This window comes from Klebsiella sp. BIGb0149 (genome assembly GCF_004362605.1).
GTDB classification, from domain to species: Bacteria; Pseudomonadota; Gammaproteobacteria; order Enterobacterales; family Enterobacteriaceae; genus Klebsiella; species Klebsiella terrigena.
The window spans coordinates 798,843-811,865 of the sequence record NZ_SNYG01000001.1 but is presented as its reverse complement, the minus strand read 5'-3'; the positions used below and the strand labels follow the sequence as shown (position 1 = coordinate 811,865).

16 protein-coding genes, 1 tRNA gene and 2 pseudogenes are annotated in these 13,023 nt (G+C 49.3%); 3 read left to right on the top strand and 16 right to left on the bottom strand.

Annotated features, from left to right (window positions below):
• Positions 1 to 186 precede the first annotated feature (186 nt).
• The 14 genes and pseudogenes from EDF75_RS27540 to EDF75_RS03780 all read right to left on the bottom strand — a co-directional run bounded on the left by EDF75_RS27540 (position 187) and on the right by EDF75_RS03780 (position 7,845).
• Positions 187 to 351, bottom strand: coding sequence for a YnfU family zinc-binding protein (locus EDF75_RS27540; protein ID WP_221180791.1), 165 nt, complete (start codon positions 349 to 351; stop codon positions 187 to 189).
• Positions 352 to 490: 139 nt separating this feature from the next.
• Positions 491 to 745, bottom strand: coding sequence for an Rz1-like lysis system protein LysC (lysC, locus tag EDF75_RS27220; RefSeq protein WP_133597985.1), 255 nt, complete (start codon positions 743 to 745; stop codon positions 491 to 493).
• Positions 633 to 962, bottom strand: coding sequence for a DUF2570 domain-containing protein (locus tag EDF75_RS03835; RefSeq protein WP_437440705.1), 330 nt, complete (start codon positions 960 to 962; stop codon positions 633 to 635). The genes lysC and EDF75_RS03835 overlap by 113 nt, the downstream gene beginning before the upstream one ends.
• Positions 963 to 1,012: 50 nt before the next feature.
• Positions 1,013 to 1,552: a lysozyme gene (locus EDF75_RS03830; protein WP_133597152.1), complete on the bottom strand. Its 540-nt coding sequence runs from the start codon at positions 1,550 to 1,552 to the stop codon at positions 1,013 to 1,015.
• Between the two features lies 1 nt (position 1,553).
• Positions 1,554 to 1,802: a phage holin gene (locus EDF75_RS03825; RefSeq protein WP_123707244.1), complete on the bottom strand. Its 249-nt coding sequence runs from the start codon at positions 1,800 to 1,802 to the stop codon at positions 1,554 to 1,556.
• A 518-nt stretch (positions 1,803 to 2,320) separates the two neighbouring features.
• Positions 2,321 to 2,938 carry a hypothetical protein gene (locus EDF75_RS03820; protein ID WP_133597150.1) on the bottom strand — a complete coding sequence of 206 codons (618 nt, stop codon included), beginning with the start codon at positions 2,936 to 2,938 and terminating at the stop codon, positions 2,321 to 2,323.
• Between the two features lie 13 nt (positions 2,939 to 2,951).
• Positions 2,952 to 3,989 carry a DUF968 domain-containing protein gene (locus tag EDF75_RS03815; RefSeq protein WP_133597148.1) on the bottom strand — a complete coding sequence of 346 codons (1,038 nt, stop codon included), beginning with the start codon at positions 3,987 to 3,989 and terminating at the stop codon, positions 2,952 to 2,954.
• Complete coding sequence (locus EDF75_RS03810) at positions 3,989 to 4,192, bottom strand: hypothetical protein (protein WP_133597146.1); 204 nt, start codon at positions 4,190 to 4,192, stop codon at positions 3,989 to 3,991. The genes EDF75_RS03815 and EDF75_RS03810 overlap by 1 nt, the downstream gene beginning before the upstream one ends.
• Positions 4,189 to 4,581 carry a LexA family protein gene (locus tag EDF75_RS03805; RefSeq protein WP_133597144.1) on the bottom strand — a complete coding sequence of 131 codons (393 nt, stop codon included), beginning with the start codon at positions 4,579 to 4,581 and terminating at the stop codon, positions 4,189 to 4,191. The genes EDF75_RS03810 and EDF75_RS03805 overlap by 4 nt, the downstream gene beginning before the upstream one ends.
• A 342-nt stretch (positions 4,582 to 4,923) precedes the next feature.
• Positions 4,924 to 5,157, bottom strand: a complete 234-nt coding sequence (locus tag EDF75_RS03795; RefSeq protein ID WP_133597140.1) for a DinI-like family protein — start codon at positions 5,155 to 5,157, stop codon at positions 4,924 to 4,926.
• A gap of 403 nt (positions 5,158 to 5,560) precedes the next feature.
• Complete coding sequence (locus tag EDF75_RS03790; RefSeq protein ID WP_133597138.1) at positions 5,561 to 6,589, bottom strand: hypothetical protein; 1,029 nt, start codon at positions 6,587 to 6,589, stop codon at positions 5,561 to 5,563.
• A gap of 102 nt (positions 6,590 to 6,691) precedes the next feature.
• A pseudogene (locus tag EDF75_RS27535) lies at positions 6,692 to 6,817 on the bottom strand (DUF551 domain-containing protein); the annotation flags it as partial.
• Between the two features lie 6 nt (positions 6,818 to 6,823).
• A pseudogene (locus EDF75_RS03785) lies at positions 6,824 to 7,117 on the bottom strand (DUF550 domain-containing protein); the annotation flags it as partial.
• 578 nt (positions 7,118 to 7,695) lie between these two features.
• Positions 7,696 to 7,845, bottom strand: coding sequence for a hypothetical protein (locus tag EDF75_RS03780; RefSeq protein WP_166646112.1), 150 nt, complete (start codon positions 7,843 to 7,845; stop codon positions 7,696 to 7,698).
• Between the two features lie 8 nt (positions 7,846 to 7,853).
• On the opposite strand from EDF75_RS03780, the gene EDF75_RS03775 reads away from it, so the two are divergent.
• The 3 genes from EDF75_RS03775 to EDF75_RS03765 all read left to right on the top strand — a co-directional run bounded on the left by EDF75_RS03775 (position 7,854) and on the right by EDF75_RS03765 (position 10,953).
• Positions 7,854 to 9,638, top strand: a complete 1,785-nt coding sequence (locus EDF75_RS03775; RefSeq protein WP_133597136.1) for a 3'-5' exonuclease — start codon at positions 7,854 to 7,856, stop codon at positions 9,636 to 9,638.
• A gap of 69 nt (positions 9,639 to 9,707) precedes the next feature.
• On the top strand, positions 9,708 to 9,986 hold the full coding sequence (locus EDF75_RS03770; RefSeq protein ID WP_128878665.1) for a DUF4224 domain-containing protein: 279 nt from the start codon (positions 9,708 to 9,710) through the stop codon (positions 9,984 to 9,986).
• A complete protein-coding gene (locus tag EDF75_RS03765) occupies positions 9,925 to 10,953 on the top strand; it encodes a tyrosine-type recombinase/integrase (RefSeq protein ID WP_128879564.1) in 1,029 nt (342 codons plus the stop codon). The genes EDF75_RS03770 and EDF75_RS03765 overlap by 62 nt, the downstream gene beginning before the upstream one ends.
• Positions 10,954 to 11,056: 103 nt before the next feature.
• Here EDF75_RS03765 and EDF75_RS03760 read toward each other — a convergent pair.
• Positions 11,057 to 11,144 (bottom strand) — tRNA-Ser (locus EDF75_RS03760).
• A gap of 143 nt (positions 11,145 to 11,287) precedes the next feature.
• Positions 11,288 to 12,916, bottom strand: coding sequence for an ABC transporter substrate-binding protein (locus EDF75_RS03750; protein ID WP_133597132.1), 1,629 nt, complete (start codon positions 12,914 to 12,916; stop codon positions 11,288 to 11,290).
• Positions 12,917 to 13,023: the final 107 nt, after the last annotated feature.

Sequence of the window (13,023 nt, the reverse complement as noted above, 5' to 3'; positions counted from 1 at the left end):
GCCGGCAAGGGGTTTATTTGGCAGTGTAACTAACTAACGAAAGCACAGATCTGTCGCAATGTGGTCAGCACAATATCCAACATGTGCCTGGAGTAAAAATCTGATGTTTCAGAGCTAAAACCTATAGATGATCACGTCCATAAGACGTGGAACGCCCTGAGGCGGTTAGTTTCAGTAAGACGACTGTTACCTGTGAATGATAAACAGTGATTTGCATTTCGGGCAGAGTAACGTCTTTTCCTGGCGTACCTTTGTTGTTGGGTGATTGGAGCTATGTCCGCAAATAGGACAAGTTACTGTTGCCTTGGTCGCAGTATCGATACGTTTTAATGCGTAATCGAAAAATGACATTAGGATTAACCTTTCAATGAATGGGTCTTACCATACCACGAGAAGCTCATTTTTTAATCAACTATTTAAGTTATATTTACTCCCCTGGCTGCTCAATATTAAACAGCCCAGTGAGTTCAATGCACATTAAAAAGCTCCGCTATTGCGAGGCTCGTTGTTTCTCTGCGTCCCTGATATCAGCCTTATCCCGGTTGCACTGGCCCAGCGCCGAAAGCAGGCTGACGTTCAAATCCAGGCTTTGTCCCCACGTCAGATTGTCAGGGATTTCCGGTTGCGGGGTGTCAGCCGTCAGGCTGGACGGTAAGGGAACCACTGGCACCTTGACGTAAACCGTTCGCGTATTGTTGCAGCCGCTTAACTGCGCCAGCAGGCACAGAGCGATTAGTGCAATCATCATTCGCAACAGCAACCCGGATATCTGCCGAGGCTCCCGCTGCGTCCAGTGCGATCTGCTCTTTTGCATGCTGGTTAGCCTCTGCGATTGAGTTGAAGATGGTCATGGTGGTCAGGACGTTTGAGGTAATGGCCTGTGCGCTGGTCACCTGCCCTTCTGCATCATCAGCACGTTTTTTCTCTTTCCCCACCTGATGAAGGAGAAGAAAGATAACCAGCGCCGAAAGGAGAAGCTCGCCCAGCACCAAAATGACGACAGAAGATGTTTTCACTGGTCTAACCCCCAGCACGTCAGTACGCTTTCCTGGTCTCGTCTTTCGACTTGCCCGTAGCAACCGTTTTTCTGACCTTTTGTCAGCCGGCAATCACGGCCACCGTCTTTAATCCACCAGCGAATTGCCTCGCAGGCGCCTTTACGATCGCCGGCATTGATTCGCTGATAGAACGTTGAGGGGAAACATTTGCCGGGGCCGATGTTGTACGGGCAGAATGATGCGATGCCGACCTTTTGCGGAGCCGTAAGAGAGACCTTGATATTTTTATCTACCCACGCCAGCGCATTGTTCCGCGCAATGGCATTTACCTGCTTACACTGTGCCTCGGTCACTCTTTGCCCCTTAATAACGGTCTTGCCATTGATGACCGTTACACCGTGGCACAATGACCACACACCGCCAGGATCAACAACTGCCACCAGCGCATTACCTTCCTTCTCGCTGATGAACTGGTCAAACAGCACCGGAGCTGACGCACCAGCAGCAATGAGCGCCAGCATGGCCGCGCTGAGTTTTGTTTTCAGATTGGCCATGTCAGCTATCCTGCGGAGGTTGGCCACCGTATCCACGGTCAAGGGACTGCTGATACATCTTCGTCCAGCGGCGCTTGTAATACAGATTGGTCAGGTATGTCGCGACGCCGATTATCACACCGCTGGCCAGCGCAATAAAATTCCAGTCCAGTCCGTGAAACCAGTCATAGGTTTGTGCCAATCCGGTACATATCAGGCCGCCTGACGTGCAGTACGAGGCCGCCGAAAAGATTTTGTCAGGCATTTTCATAGTCTCCACCTCGCGTAGTTAGCGGGTGCTGTGTGTAAGGAAAAGGTCAGGCTTCACGGGCTGGATTTATCAACAAAGCACGTCGTAGATGATTCCCGTGAGCCTGAAATAGAAAAGCCCACGCGTTAACGTGGGCTCAAAAGTGGGTGTGGTGCTGAGTGCCTCTCAGTAAGCCTTTGGTCAGCAACCATGACTTGCGGTCCGAGTGAATCATAAGGATTCCATTTAAGCTGTTTCCGCCCCTCCGCATAGGGGGATTCACCACACCAAGAATTTAACATCTGGAAATTGTCGTTTCAATGCAATACGACGATGTGACAGGGGTACTGATGCAATGCATCTCGCGAATACCCCTGTCGTATCGCCGGAAAGCAAAAACCCCGCGCTGGCGGGGTTCTCGTTATGTTCAAATTGTCGCTTTTTGTCGCTGCCGAGTGGCGCACCTCTGCCAAGCATGAATGGATTATCTAATTTTCTGGCCCGTTTTCAATACCAAAGCACAAAAACAGCACGAATAGCTAAAAACAATCGTGTGTCTCTTCCGTAAGCAGTTTGCGCGATGAAAGAAAAACCTTCGCTCTGAATATCTCCAGACACCAGCGCACGCGCTTCCTCGCCTCACCATCTGTTAGCCACGGCGCAACTACCCTGAGCTCCCTGGTGATGTCAGAGATTTTCTTCCGTGTGGTGTAATAGTCCCGACCTACAACATAAACCGGATCGTTTGTTTCAAATGCCAGCAGCACCGATTGCTCAACAAAATCGACATCATCGTTATGCATAGCTGCGTCAATGACACTTACAGGCGCTTGCGGCCATAAAATAGCGTGCGCGCGTTTCAGTGCCTGCGGTCCATGATAACCCTCAGTCCTGGCCTGATTCAGTGCTGTAGTAAAACGTTCCAGCGCTTTGTCAGACCACCGGGCGCCCCGCAGTACATTCCAGCAGGCATGCTCTCTCGGCATCCGTGGGGAAACCCCGCCGCTCATTCCCTCTCCCCAGGTTGTAAGCAGAGATTTAATCCACGATGACTGAATGCCATTCAGTAACATACATATCCCCAGCCAACTTTTACGCGGAGCGGCAGCGAGAATTTCTAACCCTGCATGGTGCAGACGACGTTGACGTGGTGTCATTATGTTTTTCTCCTTACGCCAGAACGCCGAGCGCATAAGCCCGGTCCAGCAATTTAATAATCAGCACCGGCTGGGTACCGTATTCGCGTTCGAATGCCCGTGGATTTTCATGCAGCTGTCGGTGATGTTTTCGGCAAAGTGGGATCGTAAAAATATCGTGGGCTTTTGTACCGACGCCACCCTGCCCCCAGCCAATAAGATGGTGAGCATCATCGGCTGGCTGGCCGCAGCACATACAGGGCTGAGTTTTTACCCACGCTAGAAAATGAGGTGATTCCCAACGGATTCGCTTAGGTCGCGCAAAAAAAGTTGCTGGCGCTTCAGGGTCCACCAGCACACCCAAAACTGGCTTTGGCGGTGATGGGGTCACTGCAGGGGAGGCTGGCCGTAATGATGTCACTCGCTCCGCAAGAATGCTGGTGGCCGGTACGGACGGAACAATATCGCTTTCTTTATATACAGACAGGAACGGCTCATCAGGTAACCGTAACCCACGCTGCGCCATAGTCTCCGTAATGGCATCAGCTATACCAGACTGAACAGCCCACCAGCACAACTCTGCAATTGAAAGAGAGCGTTCTTTGTTATAACCCAGCCCGATCAATACAGTGTCTATTACCCAGTCTGCGACATTGCGAAGCGCCAGCGCCTCGAGCTCTGGAGTCGTCTGATCCCGCAGCTTATTGTCACAGTGCCAGCACACCAGCAGCGCACCAGGCGAGTGCCGCATCGTTACCATCTCGTTATGATGATATTCGGAATGAGGGTACTGGCACTTTTTCACCCGAAGCAGCAGCCAGCGTTCCAACGCCGGCAATCCACCAGCAGCACGAATCACACGCTCATCGGAAAAGAACACGTGCAGGGTGGAATCCTCTGCTAACGGTTGTCGGGCGTCCGGGATGCAACCAGATGGCATTGAATCCATTTCCGCCGGCGGTATTTCAACCAGCACACGTCCCTTGCCGAAGATCCTCATTAGTTCACTTCCTGGCTTCAGGAGTACGATGCCAAGATGCCGGGCAATATCTACGTTGAGCAACGCCCGCATTAGTCCCTCCACATTTTTTGCAGATAGGTTTTATCGGCGCGAGGCTCCTTTTTTGACTCCAGTAAAAACACGCTGACTTCCCACGTCACCAGATCCGGGGATAAACATTTCTCTACCTGGTAGTTTGCCTTCCTGTAGCGATCCACCAGCTCCAGTGCTTGCGACTCCGTCAAACCTGTGTGCTGAAACCAGCTTCTCTTCATAGCTGGGCCTCATACAGTCGGATGAATTCAATGGCGCGTTCGCGTGCTCCCGGTTCGTTATGCACCATTTCCTGCAGCAGCTGCACGGCGAGCGATGGTTCTTTATGACCGACGATAGAAATACCGCGGGACACATTAGGGGCGATGGTGATGACCCCTTTTCTGCGCAATGCGCGAAGGTGTTCAGCGGCCGCGTTCGGAGACGCAGCGCCAATCAGATCTGACAGCTCTCTGGCCGTCGGCGGGTAACCGTGTTTTTGCATGAACGCAACAAGGAGATCAAAAACCTCCTGCTGGCGCGGGGTCAGTTTCGGGAATGACGAAAGACCAGCGTTGTCGTTGTGACAGCCAGTCTTAGTTACTTCTGTTTTTGCGATGGTTTGCGCCATGGTTTCTCTCCGTGGCGCAGCAGGTATAGGTTGTTCAGGCCTATGACGGGAGTGTAACAGAACCTGGCGGAACCTGGTAACCAACTCCAGACTTCGCCTTTTCTATCATCTGCGCAAATAACGAGAGAGTTCCCACGATCTCATCTTGCTGTAGTGGCATAAACGAAACTGTATCACCGCGACGGTACATCAAAGCGCGCTCACATACCGGAAACGACCTGAGGCGGGCAACGATAACCCCATCATCGCACCTGATTACTACATAGCCGGTGTTCGGCATTTCTTGTTTTTCATCCACTACAAAATCCTCTCAAAAAACCCGGTCAATTGCCGCGCTGAAACTCAATAAAACCAGTCGTCGGCGCTTTCCCACGTCTCCTGTAGGATCTCTTCTATCGTTTCTTTATCGCCGTCAATACCACCCAAAACACTCAGGCTATCAGCCCCGGAGCGACGGATTGATAATTTGCAGTCCTCATACTTCTGGCTCAACCGCCGCAGCAGTTCTTCTTCAAGCGCAGACTCTGCACCGTCTGGCAGCACCTTCTTGCGGTCGATTGTAATTTCAACTCTCATAGTAACCTCTGCATAGATATACTGTATAAATAAACAGTACACCTATACAGCTAAATGCTCAATATCATAAGAGCACAAATTGTCAAAAATAAACAACAACTGCGAGAATATCTGATTGAATTAAAAAGAAACTCTCCATTTAAGACGGTTATTTTTTATCTGGTATGGTTGATCGCCTTGCTAAAAGTTTGGTTTCATGCTTTCCAAGATAACCCAGCAGACAGCCTCTACAGGGGCGGGCAGAACGCCAACGGAAGCTGATCACCACACTTACCAGAGCACACGCTTGCTGATTGTATTAATACCTTGTCGCATTCTTGCTTCATCCTGTAAGATCAGTAGGATTGTTTCTCACAATAATCTCTGCCAGCTGTTCAAAACAGCATCATTTTAACATAATATGTCAATTTAATTTTTTATTCACATCAATAATGAAAGCTATTGGATTTTCATTTTTCAATTTACGTATTTCATTGTTATTACTTTTTATTTCTATACCATATTGTAAAAGACTTACAGCTGCAGCGCTGATTGCTCCTATTGATAATCCATTACTTAAATCAAATCCCTGCGAACCTAGTATCCCGGCTATTAAACTTAAAGAAACACCATGTTCAGTTGTAAAATTTTTAATATGGGATATATGTGAAGATATCGTCTTGAGCCCCATAGCTTTACATGCAAGTTCATACTGCTCAATTTTTCTTTGCATATCATCATATATATAATCTAAACTTTTACCAGTGTAGCTATCGTGCATCATTAATTTTAATCTTCTAAGGCTTGAACATAACTGCGTATCTTTTCTTAATTCTATTATTTGCTCCCATGATGTGTTTGTAGTGTCAATCAAATTAACATTGACCAATGAAACTTGAACGTCGTTTGTTTGTTTATTATCTTTGTCGAGATCTACTCCTGAAGGAAGAGTTAGGCTAAATTTATCTATATTAAGACTTTTACAAAAACTGTTTATTATTTTTTCAGGAGTGCAGTTCAACTCTCTTATATTATTATTGGAAATTATTTCATTAGCTATGAGATGCTGTTGTACTTCATGCATTCTATCCATGACATAACTAGGATTATAAAATAATTGCGGGTATTTATTAACAACCTTAAATTGTAGCATTCGGGTAGTTCGGCAAAGGTCCTCTATAATTCTTGCTTTAGCATTCTTAACTATACAATCATCGGACCTCCCAAATATAAGATCCATGATCGTATCCGAATTTTTATATAAACTATCCAAAAGTAGATTTTCTCGATCTTTAATATAATTCTGTATCGGGTAACTTTCTGAAATAGGAATATCGATGTAATCAATAAGCTCTATAGAATTAATAGGTACAACCTTCTCAAAATAAATAGCTGCTTGTTTTAGATCACCTAGACAAACAGCTGTATTTATTTTTCTATATTCTGTAGACATTACATTCTCCTGCATAGATAAAAACAAAACAATGTGATTATACTAATACATAGCGGTGAATTACCATAAACCTGAGTGGTATCCGCTGGCCCGTTTGAGTACCGTTTCAGCCAAGATGGTGCGGCAGGCGTTCCAGCCCTTCACCTCGGCAATAGCTGCTACTGCATCAACAGCGTGCATGCTAAGAGGATTTGGCATTGGTTTTTCCGCCGGCTCTACCGGCGCTGGCTGCTATTTGATGTGCAACCGCGGCTCACCATCTTTCGGCTCCGGCCATTCGCGCTGTTTGTTCACCGCCAGCTTCTCAATCACCGCTAGGGTAATCTGCTCGTCAGTGATACCGGCACGGCGTTGTGCATCCCATAGCAGGAATTGCATATCAGCCCATTCGCTGAGGTCGCCGGTTTCGGCAGCGGCTTCCAGCGCTTCTTTGCTGAGGTGCTTCAGCGGGCCAATTGGGCCAACGTTGCCGAATGTGGCCTGCGACCACTCGGCGTGCTCGCGGCGTACCTGGTCGCGTTCATTGACGCCATCGGCCATAGCGAAAACCTCACGAACCTCGCAACCCTCACGAACGGCCTGGTTCTTACCATGTTCATCAATAAGCCCCAACCAGTCGCCATTTACTGATTTGAATTGCCAGCCTGCCGACTCAAGGCCTTTTTCTGGCTGCGCGTGGCGATAGAGCGCAACATCTGCTGGTTCTGAGTTCTGTTTTCCCCACAGATACGCCGTCTCTTTACCCCGGTTGATATAGCCCAGATTTCTCTCATCGGTATAAGCCACCGGCTCGCTCTCGGCCTTGCGCCGTTCCTGTAGCTCTGCGGCCATCGCCATCCATTCATCCCTGGTGGCTGAGTTGATATCTGTGCCAGGTAATGGTTTGAACGCCACTAATTCCGCCAGGCGCTCGTCTGTTATGGTTAATTTGCTAGTCATTTAATCAATACTCCAGAGCATCTGGCTTCAAGCCGAGAGCATTACAAATCGACCGAGCCCGATTGTGCGAACCGCATTCGTACCCTGTCGCATAGGCTGCGTTCATCTGGCGTAAAATTCCCTTTACGAGCTCGGCGGAGAAGATGGGATATCCTGGGGAAAAATTGTCACACCAGAACCAGATGAACCTGTCGAAGGGCTGACCCCTGAAGGCGATGCAGGCGATGCAGACGATGCAGACGATGCAGACGATGCAGACGATGCAGACGATGCAGACGATGCAGACGATGCAGGCGATGAGAATGCGGTATATCCACTCGCGACAATGCCTTTCCGCACTCAGTTACTGGCTCAATTCGTAGCCGATGACCGTCATACCTACCACATCAGCATTCCGGAGCGTAACCAGCTGTCAATTCTGGAAATGGATGTCGATAACGATGCGGTGCAGGATCTGATTCTGGCGGCGGAGAACGTGCCGGATATCAAATCATACGATATGCCGGGGCTTTGGAAGTTTACCAGCGCGATGAAATCTGTATTCCCTGCAGAAAAGCGCCATGAGCTGGGTAAGCAGGTCCAGTTTGCAAAATTATGGTTTCAGATGTCTCACCTTGACCGCGGTATCCTCACAAAAGAATGGACGCGCGGCAATTACATCACAACGGTTAATCGCACTCCGTCTGGAGCAAACGCCGGCGGCGGTAATAAAACTGATCGACTCACCGAGTTAACGGTTTTGGGGCTGGAATATGAAATAGCCCTCGGGCTCATTGCGCGCAACAAAGAATTCGATATTTACAATGTCCCGATGGAAATAGATATCCATGCTAATTCCATTATGAACAAGTTTGATAACAAGGAATTTCTGGCAACCCGCGAATTATTTATGTCCATGCCTGGTGGGCGCGATTACTCGCGTGCCTGCAATATCGCAACGGTAAAAACCACGCCAGAAGGGCTATGGGAAGATCGCGTTGCTCACAGGGAACACCTTAACCACGTAATGACAGAATCGGACCATGCGCATCCCGACGAGTTGATCGTGGATATTGCCTGCGGTCGCTCTTCCATGCCAATGCCGATGTTACTCCGCAAAGAAGACGTTACCCACGAGCTCACCAGCAAACTGCTAGCTGCAGAACGTGGTGAATATGTCGAAGGTATCAGCAATGCGACCGATCCTAACTGGGTTCATGAAGACCTGACGAAAACTCAACAAGCTGAAATATCCAACCCCGAAAAAGGTGAGCTCGCAGCCGATGTGGCTGCAGCTGAAAAACCGAAAAAGAAAACATACGAAGAACTGTATGAAGATCTTCAAGAATCGAGAAAAAATATTACTCCAAAAAATATCCCTGTCCCGGAGAACACCAGCCATGTGCAGATGGAAGAAACTGGCGGTGATGAAGCCGCGGATCATTATGAAATGTCAGAGGGCAAAGCGGCAGCTGAGCATGCTGCGTGCGACGCTGAGCCTGGTGGCGCGTCAGCTGCCGTAAATATTGAATCCGGTCATCACAATATTGGTGCAGAATTACCCACTGATTTTGTCCACATTATGGTGGATATTGAAACCATGGGTAAAAAATCAAATGCCGCTATCGTCTCCATTGGCGCCGTTTTATTTGACCCGGCTACAGGGATTCTCGGCGAAACTTTTTACAAAGTTGTCAGCCTGGAATCTGCGGTTTCATGGGGTGCTGAGATCGACTCCTCAACAGTTATATGGTGGTTAAAACAATCCTCTGAAGCACGTTCGGCCATAGCCAATGATGACGCCATAAAACTGGATGATGCCCTGCTCATGTTCACACACTTCGTCCTGGATAACGTCACCGGCGGCCGTAAAAAAGCGCAGGCGTGGGGGAATGGAGCCACATTCGATAACATCATTTTGCGTTCGTCATTTGATCTCGCCTGCCTCGATTGCCCGTGGGACTACTGGAACGACCGCGACGTCAGAACGATGGTTGAACTCGGCAGGGCCATTGGCTTCGATCCTAAAACCGCCATCCCGTTCGAAGGTGACTGGCATAACGCGCTGGCGGATGCACAGCACCAGGCACGGTACGTTTCTGCTATCTGGCAGCGCCTGATTAAAAACTGATTTTTCGTTTTCAGAGAACCCCCCACCAGCCGGTTAATTTTAACTGGCTGGCTATCTGAGGTGATAGCCATGCAAACACTAACACTGTCACCGGCGGAAATTGAAGAAATCACTGGCTACAGACGATACACGGAACAGCAGCGGCAACTTCGCTGCCATGGCATCCCATTCACGACGGATGGACGGAACAGGCCTATTGTACTGCGTAGATATCTGGAACCGAGCATTACTGAATTACCAAAGGTTGATGAGTATGTTGCAACGGAACCAAATTTCGACGCCATTTATGGGACGACCACGAAAAAATCCAGCGGACGCGCAGCTGCCGCCCAGGGTTACCAAAAATAAATATAGCTATGTGTGGAAACCCAAAGGGACAAAAATAAGCGTAACCCTTGGGAAAATTAGAGATACAACCATGTCCGCACTCTGGCGGAAATACGAGGAGGAAAAAGCCAAACGCCACGACGTTATGACATTCGCTAAATTATGGGGAATGTTTCTGGAAAGTCCGACCTTTACCGAATTGGCGCAACGAACACAGAAAGACTATCAGCAGCATGAAAGGAGGTTATTACCGGTTTTTGGAAAGGTAAAAGCAGACGATATAAAGATCGAGCAGGTTCGTATCTATATGGATCGCCGAGGGTTAAGCAGCAAAAACCAGGCTAATCAGGAGGTATCAAGTATGTCTCGGGTATATGGTTGGGGGTTCGAGCGGGGATATGTGAAAGGAAATCCATGTAAAGGCATCCGCAAATTTACGCTCGTAGACAGAGACGTATATATTACCGATGAGGATTATTTGGCAATTTATCAACATGCTCGCACAGAGATTCAGGTGGCAATGGAGATCTCATATCTGTGCGCAGCACGAGAAGGCGATGTATTTGATTTAAAGATATCTGACCTGATGGAACGCGGGATTTTCATTGAACAGAATAAAACAGGGAAAAAGCAGATTAAAGAATGGTCCCCTCGCCTGCGCGATGCGATCGAAATGGCACGGGTCCATTTAGTTGGTCGGTCAGCTGCAGGTTACGTTATCCCAAGCCCATCAGGTGGCAGGCTAAACCGAAAAACGTTCAATACCTGGTGGAATGACGCAAAGCGAGAAGCAGGGTTAAAGTTGGGCCGAAAGATCTCCGGTACCTTTCATGACATCAAGGCTAAGGCGATTTCAGACTTTGAAGGGAGTAGCAAAGATAAGCAGCTATTTAGTGGACACAAAACGGAGCTGCAGGTTGCGACATACGACAGAAAGGTGAAAATTTCTCCGACTCTCAACGTTCCACCGCTGCAGAAAGACGAGTGATCAGGAGTGCCAAAAGCGGAAAATATACCAAGCGAATATACCAACACTATACCAATAGCCCAAAGCAACAAGGGGCTACCTTTCGGTAACCCCTTGTTTTATTTGGCGGAAGCGTAGAGATTCGAACTCTAGAACCCTTTCGGGTCGCCGGTTTTCAAGACCGGTGCCTTCAACCGCTCGGCCACGCTTCCGGTATGGGGCGCACTATAAACACCTCTGTTCAGGCTGTAAAGCACGATTTTGTTCAACTGCCTTAAAAACAAACAAAACTGTGTTATTCGTCTGAAAATCAGGCGGTTTGCGCAGAATTTCAGCGCCAGCCGCCCTCCCGGCGCTAATGTTTTTTGATGTACATATCGCGAGTAAAGTAATACCCCAGCTTATCCGGCGTAAATCCACCTACCCACGGCTTCACCAGATGCGTACGGACATAGTGGTAAACCGGGACTGCCGGGACATCTTTGCCCAACAGATCCTCTGCCTGCTGATAAAACTTGCCGCGGGTGGTCACGTCCGGCGCTTTGGCCGCATCACGCAACGCTTCATCATACGCAGGGTTGCTGTACTGGCTGGTGTTTTCACTATCGCCGGTGCGGAAGTTATTGAGGAAGGTGGCAGCATCGTCGTAATCGGCAATCCACGCGTAGCGTACCGCATCAAAATTATGCGTATGCATGGTGTCGAGCATCGTTTTCCACTCCTGGTTTTGTAGCTTCGCCTCAACGCCGAGGTTTTTCTTCCACATCGAACTGGCGGCAATGGCCACACGCTGATGCGATTCAGAAGTGTTGTAGAGCAAATTAAACACCAGCGGATGGCTGTCATTATAACCGGCTTCGCTCAGCAGCTTTTTAGCCTCGGCAATACGCTTGTCGCGCGGCCAGCTGGCATAGTCCGGGTTATGCAGCTTTACGCCGCCAATATCAGGCTGGCTGATTAACCATGCCGGACGCTGCCCCTGCCCCAGGACCTTCTCCGCGATGATGTCTTTATCCAGAGCCATATTCAGCGCCAGCCGCACTCGCGGATCGTTAAACGGCGGCTTAGTGGTATTGAACTCGTAATAGTAAGTCGCCAGCTGCGGGGAGACGTCCAGCTGATCGCCCATGGTTTTTTTCAACTGCGCGAACTGGTTAATCGGCACCGTATAAACGATATCAATTTCTCCCGCCTTATAGCGGTTAACGTCTGCCGCCTCGGAGCTAATGGGTAAATAGGTCACTTTATTGATGACGGTGTCGGCATTATCCCAATAGCGCGGATTGCGCTCGGCCACAATGCGCTCGTTCACCACCCACTGGGACAGCTTATAGGCACCGCTGGTCACCATATGCTCCGGTTTGGTCCACTTCTCGCCGAAGCGATTGACCAGCACTTTATCAACCGGCACCAGAGACGGGTGCGCCAGCATCGGCAGGAACGCCGCGTTAGGCTGGCTTAAGGTGACTTCCAGCGTGGCATCATCGATAGCCTTCACGCCCAGCGTATCGGGCGTTTTTTTACCCTGTGCGATATCCTGAGCATTCACAATATGCATATTTCCCGGATAGCTGGCATAGGGTGATGCCGTCGCCGGGGAAACCAGCCGCTGCCAGCTCCAGACAATATCCGGCGCGGTAATCGCGGTCCCGTCTGACCACGTGACGCCCGGACGCAGGTGGAACGTCCAGACGGTGTTATCTTTGTTCTCCCATTTCTCCGCCAGACGAGGCTGAATCTCGCCTCCCGGAGAGACGCTGACCAGCCCTTCGAAGAGATCGCTGATGATGTTGAATTCAACGTCACTTTCGACTTTATGCGGATCCAGCGATGAGGGCTCGCTGCCGTTATTTCTGACCAGTTCCTGCTTCTCTGCCAGCGCGGTGCCGGCCGGGATCTGTGCAGCGAGAGTCGGCGCCGCTGCGGCGAGTAAACCCACCATCAGTAGCGCCTGCGTGATGTCGTTATATTTTTGTAATTTCATATCCCTTGCCTTTGTAGTGCTTCGTTTGTACCCTCTCCACACTTAGCCATAGAATCGCCATAACGCAATATTTTTCAGTGACCTATCAGATTCCGATCTGGTTCCTG

What these genes read in the sequence shown, in the direction of transcription:
- EDF75_RS03750 (WP_133597132.1), bottom strand. Translation starts at nt 12,916, where the DNA reads ATGAAATTACAAAAATATAACGACATCACGCAGGCGCTACTGATGGTG.
- lysC (WP_133597985.1), bottom strand. Translation starts at nt 745, where the DNA reads ATGATTGCACTAATCGCTCTGTGCCTGCTGGCGCAGTTAAGCGGCTGC.
- EDF75_RS03830 (WP_133597152.1), bottom strand. Translation starts at nt 1,552, where the DNA reads ATGGCCAATCTGAAAACAAAACTCAGCGCGGCCATGCTGGCGCTCATT.
- EDF75_RS03805 (WP_133597144.1), bottom strand. Translation starts at nt 4,581, where the DNA reads ATGGCGCAAACCATCGCAAAAACAGAAGTAACTAAGACTGGCTGTCAC.
- EDF75_RS03825 (WP_123707244.1), bottom strand. Translation starts at nt 1,802, where the DNA reads ATGAAAATGCCTGACAAAATCTTTTCGGCGGCCTCGTACTGCACGTCA.
- EDF75_RS03795 (WP_133597140.1), bottom strand. Translation starts at nt 5,157, where the DNA reads ATGAGAGTTGAAATTACAATCGACCGCAAGAAGGTGCTGCCAGACGGT.
- EDF75_RS03810 (WP_133597146.1), bottom strand. Translation starts at nt 4,192, where the DNA reads ATGAAGAGAAGCTGGTTTCAGCACACAGGTTTGACGGAGTCGCAAGCA.
- EDF75_RS03790 (WP_133597138.1), bottom strand. Translation starts at nt 6,589, where the DNA reads ATGTCTACAGAATATAGAAAAATAAATACAGCTGTTTGTCTAGGTGAT.
- EDF75_RS03770 (WP_128878665.1), top strand. Translation starts at nt 9,708, where the DNA reads ATGCAAACACTAACACTGTCACCGGCGGAAATTGAAGAAATCACTGGC.
- EDF75_RS03775 (WP_133597136.1), top strand. Translation starts at nt 7,854, where the DNA reads ATGCCTTTCCGCACTCAGTTACTGGCTCAATTCGTAGCCGATGACCGT.
- EDF75_RS03820 (WP_133597150.1), bottom strand. Translation starts at nt 2,938, where the DNA reads ATGACACCACGTCAACGTCGTCTGCACCATGCAGGGTTAGAAATTCTC.
- EDF75_RS27540 (WP_221180791.1), bottom strand. Translation starts at nt 351, where the DNA reads ATGTCATTTTTCGATTACGCATTAAAACGTATCGATACTGCGACCAAG.
- EDF75_RS03815 (WP_133597148.1), bottom strand. Translation starts at nt 3,989, where the DNA reads ATGCGGGCGTTGCTCAACGTAGATATTGCCCGGCATCTTGGCATCGTA.
- EDF75_RS03765 (WP_128879564.1), top strand. Translation starts at nt 9,925, where the DNA reads ATGGGACGACCACGAAAAAATCCAGCGGACGCGCAGCTGCCGCCCAGG.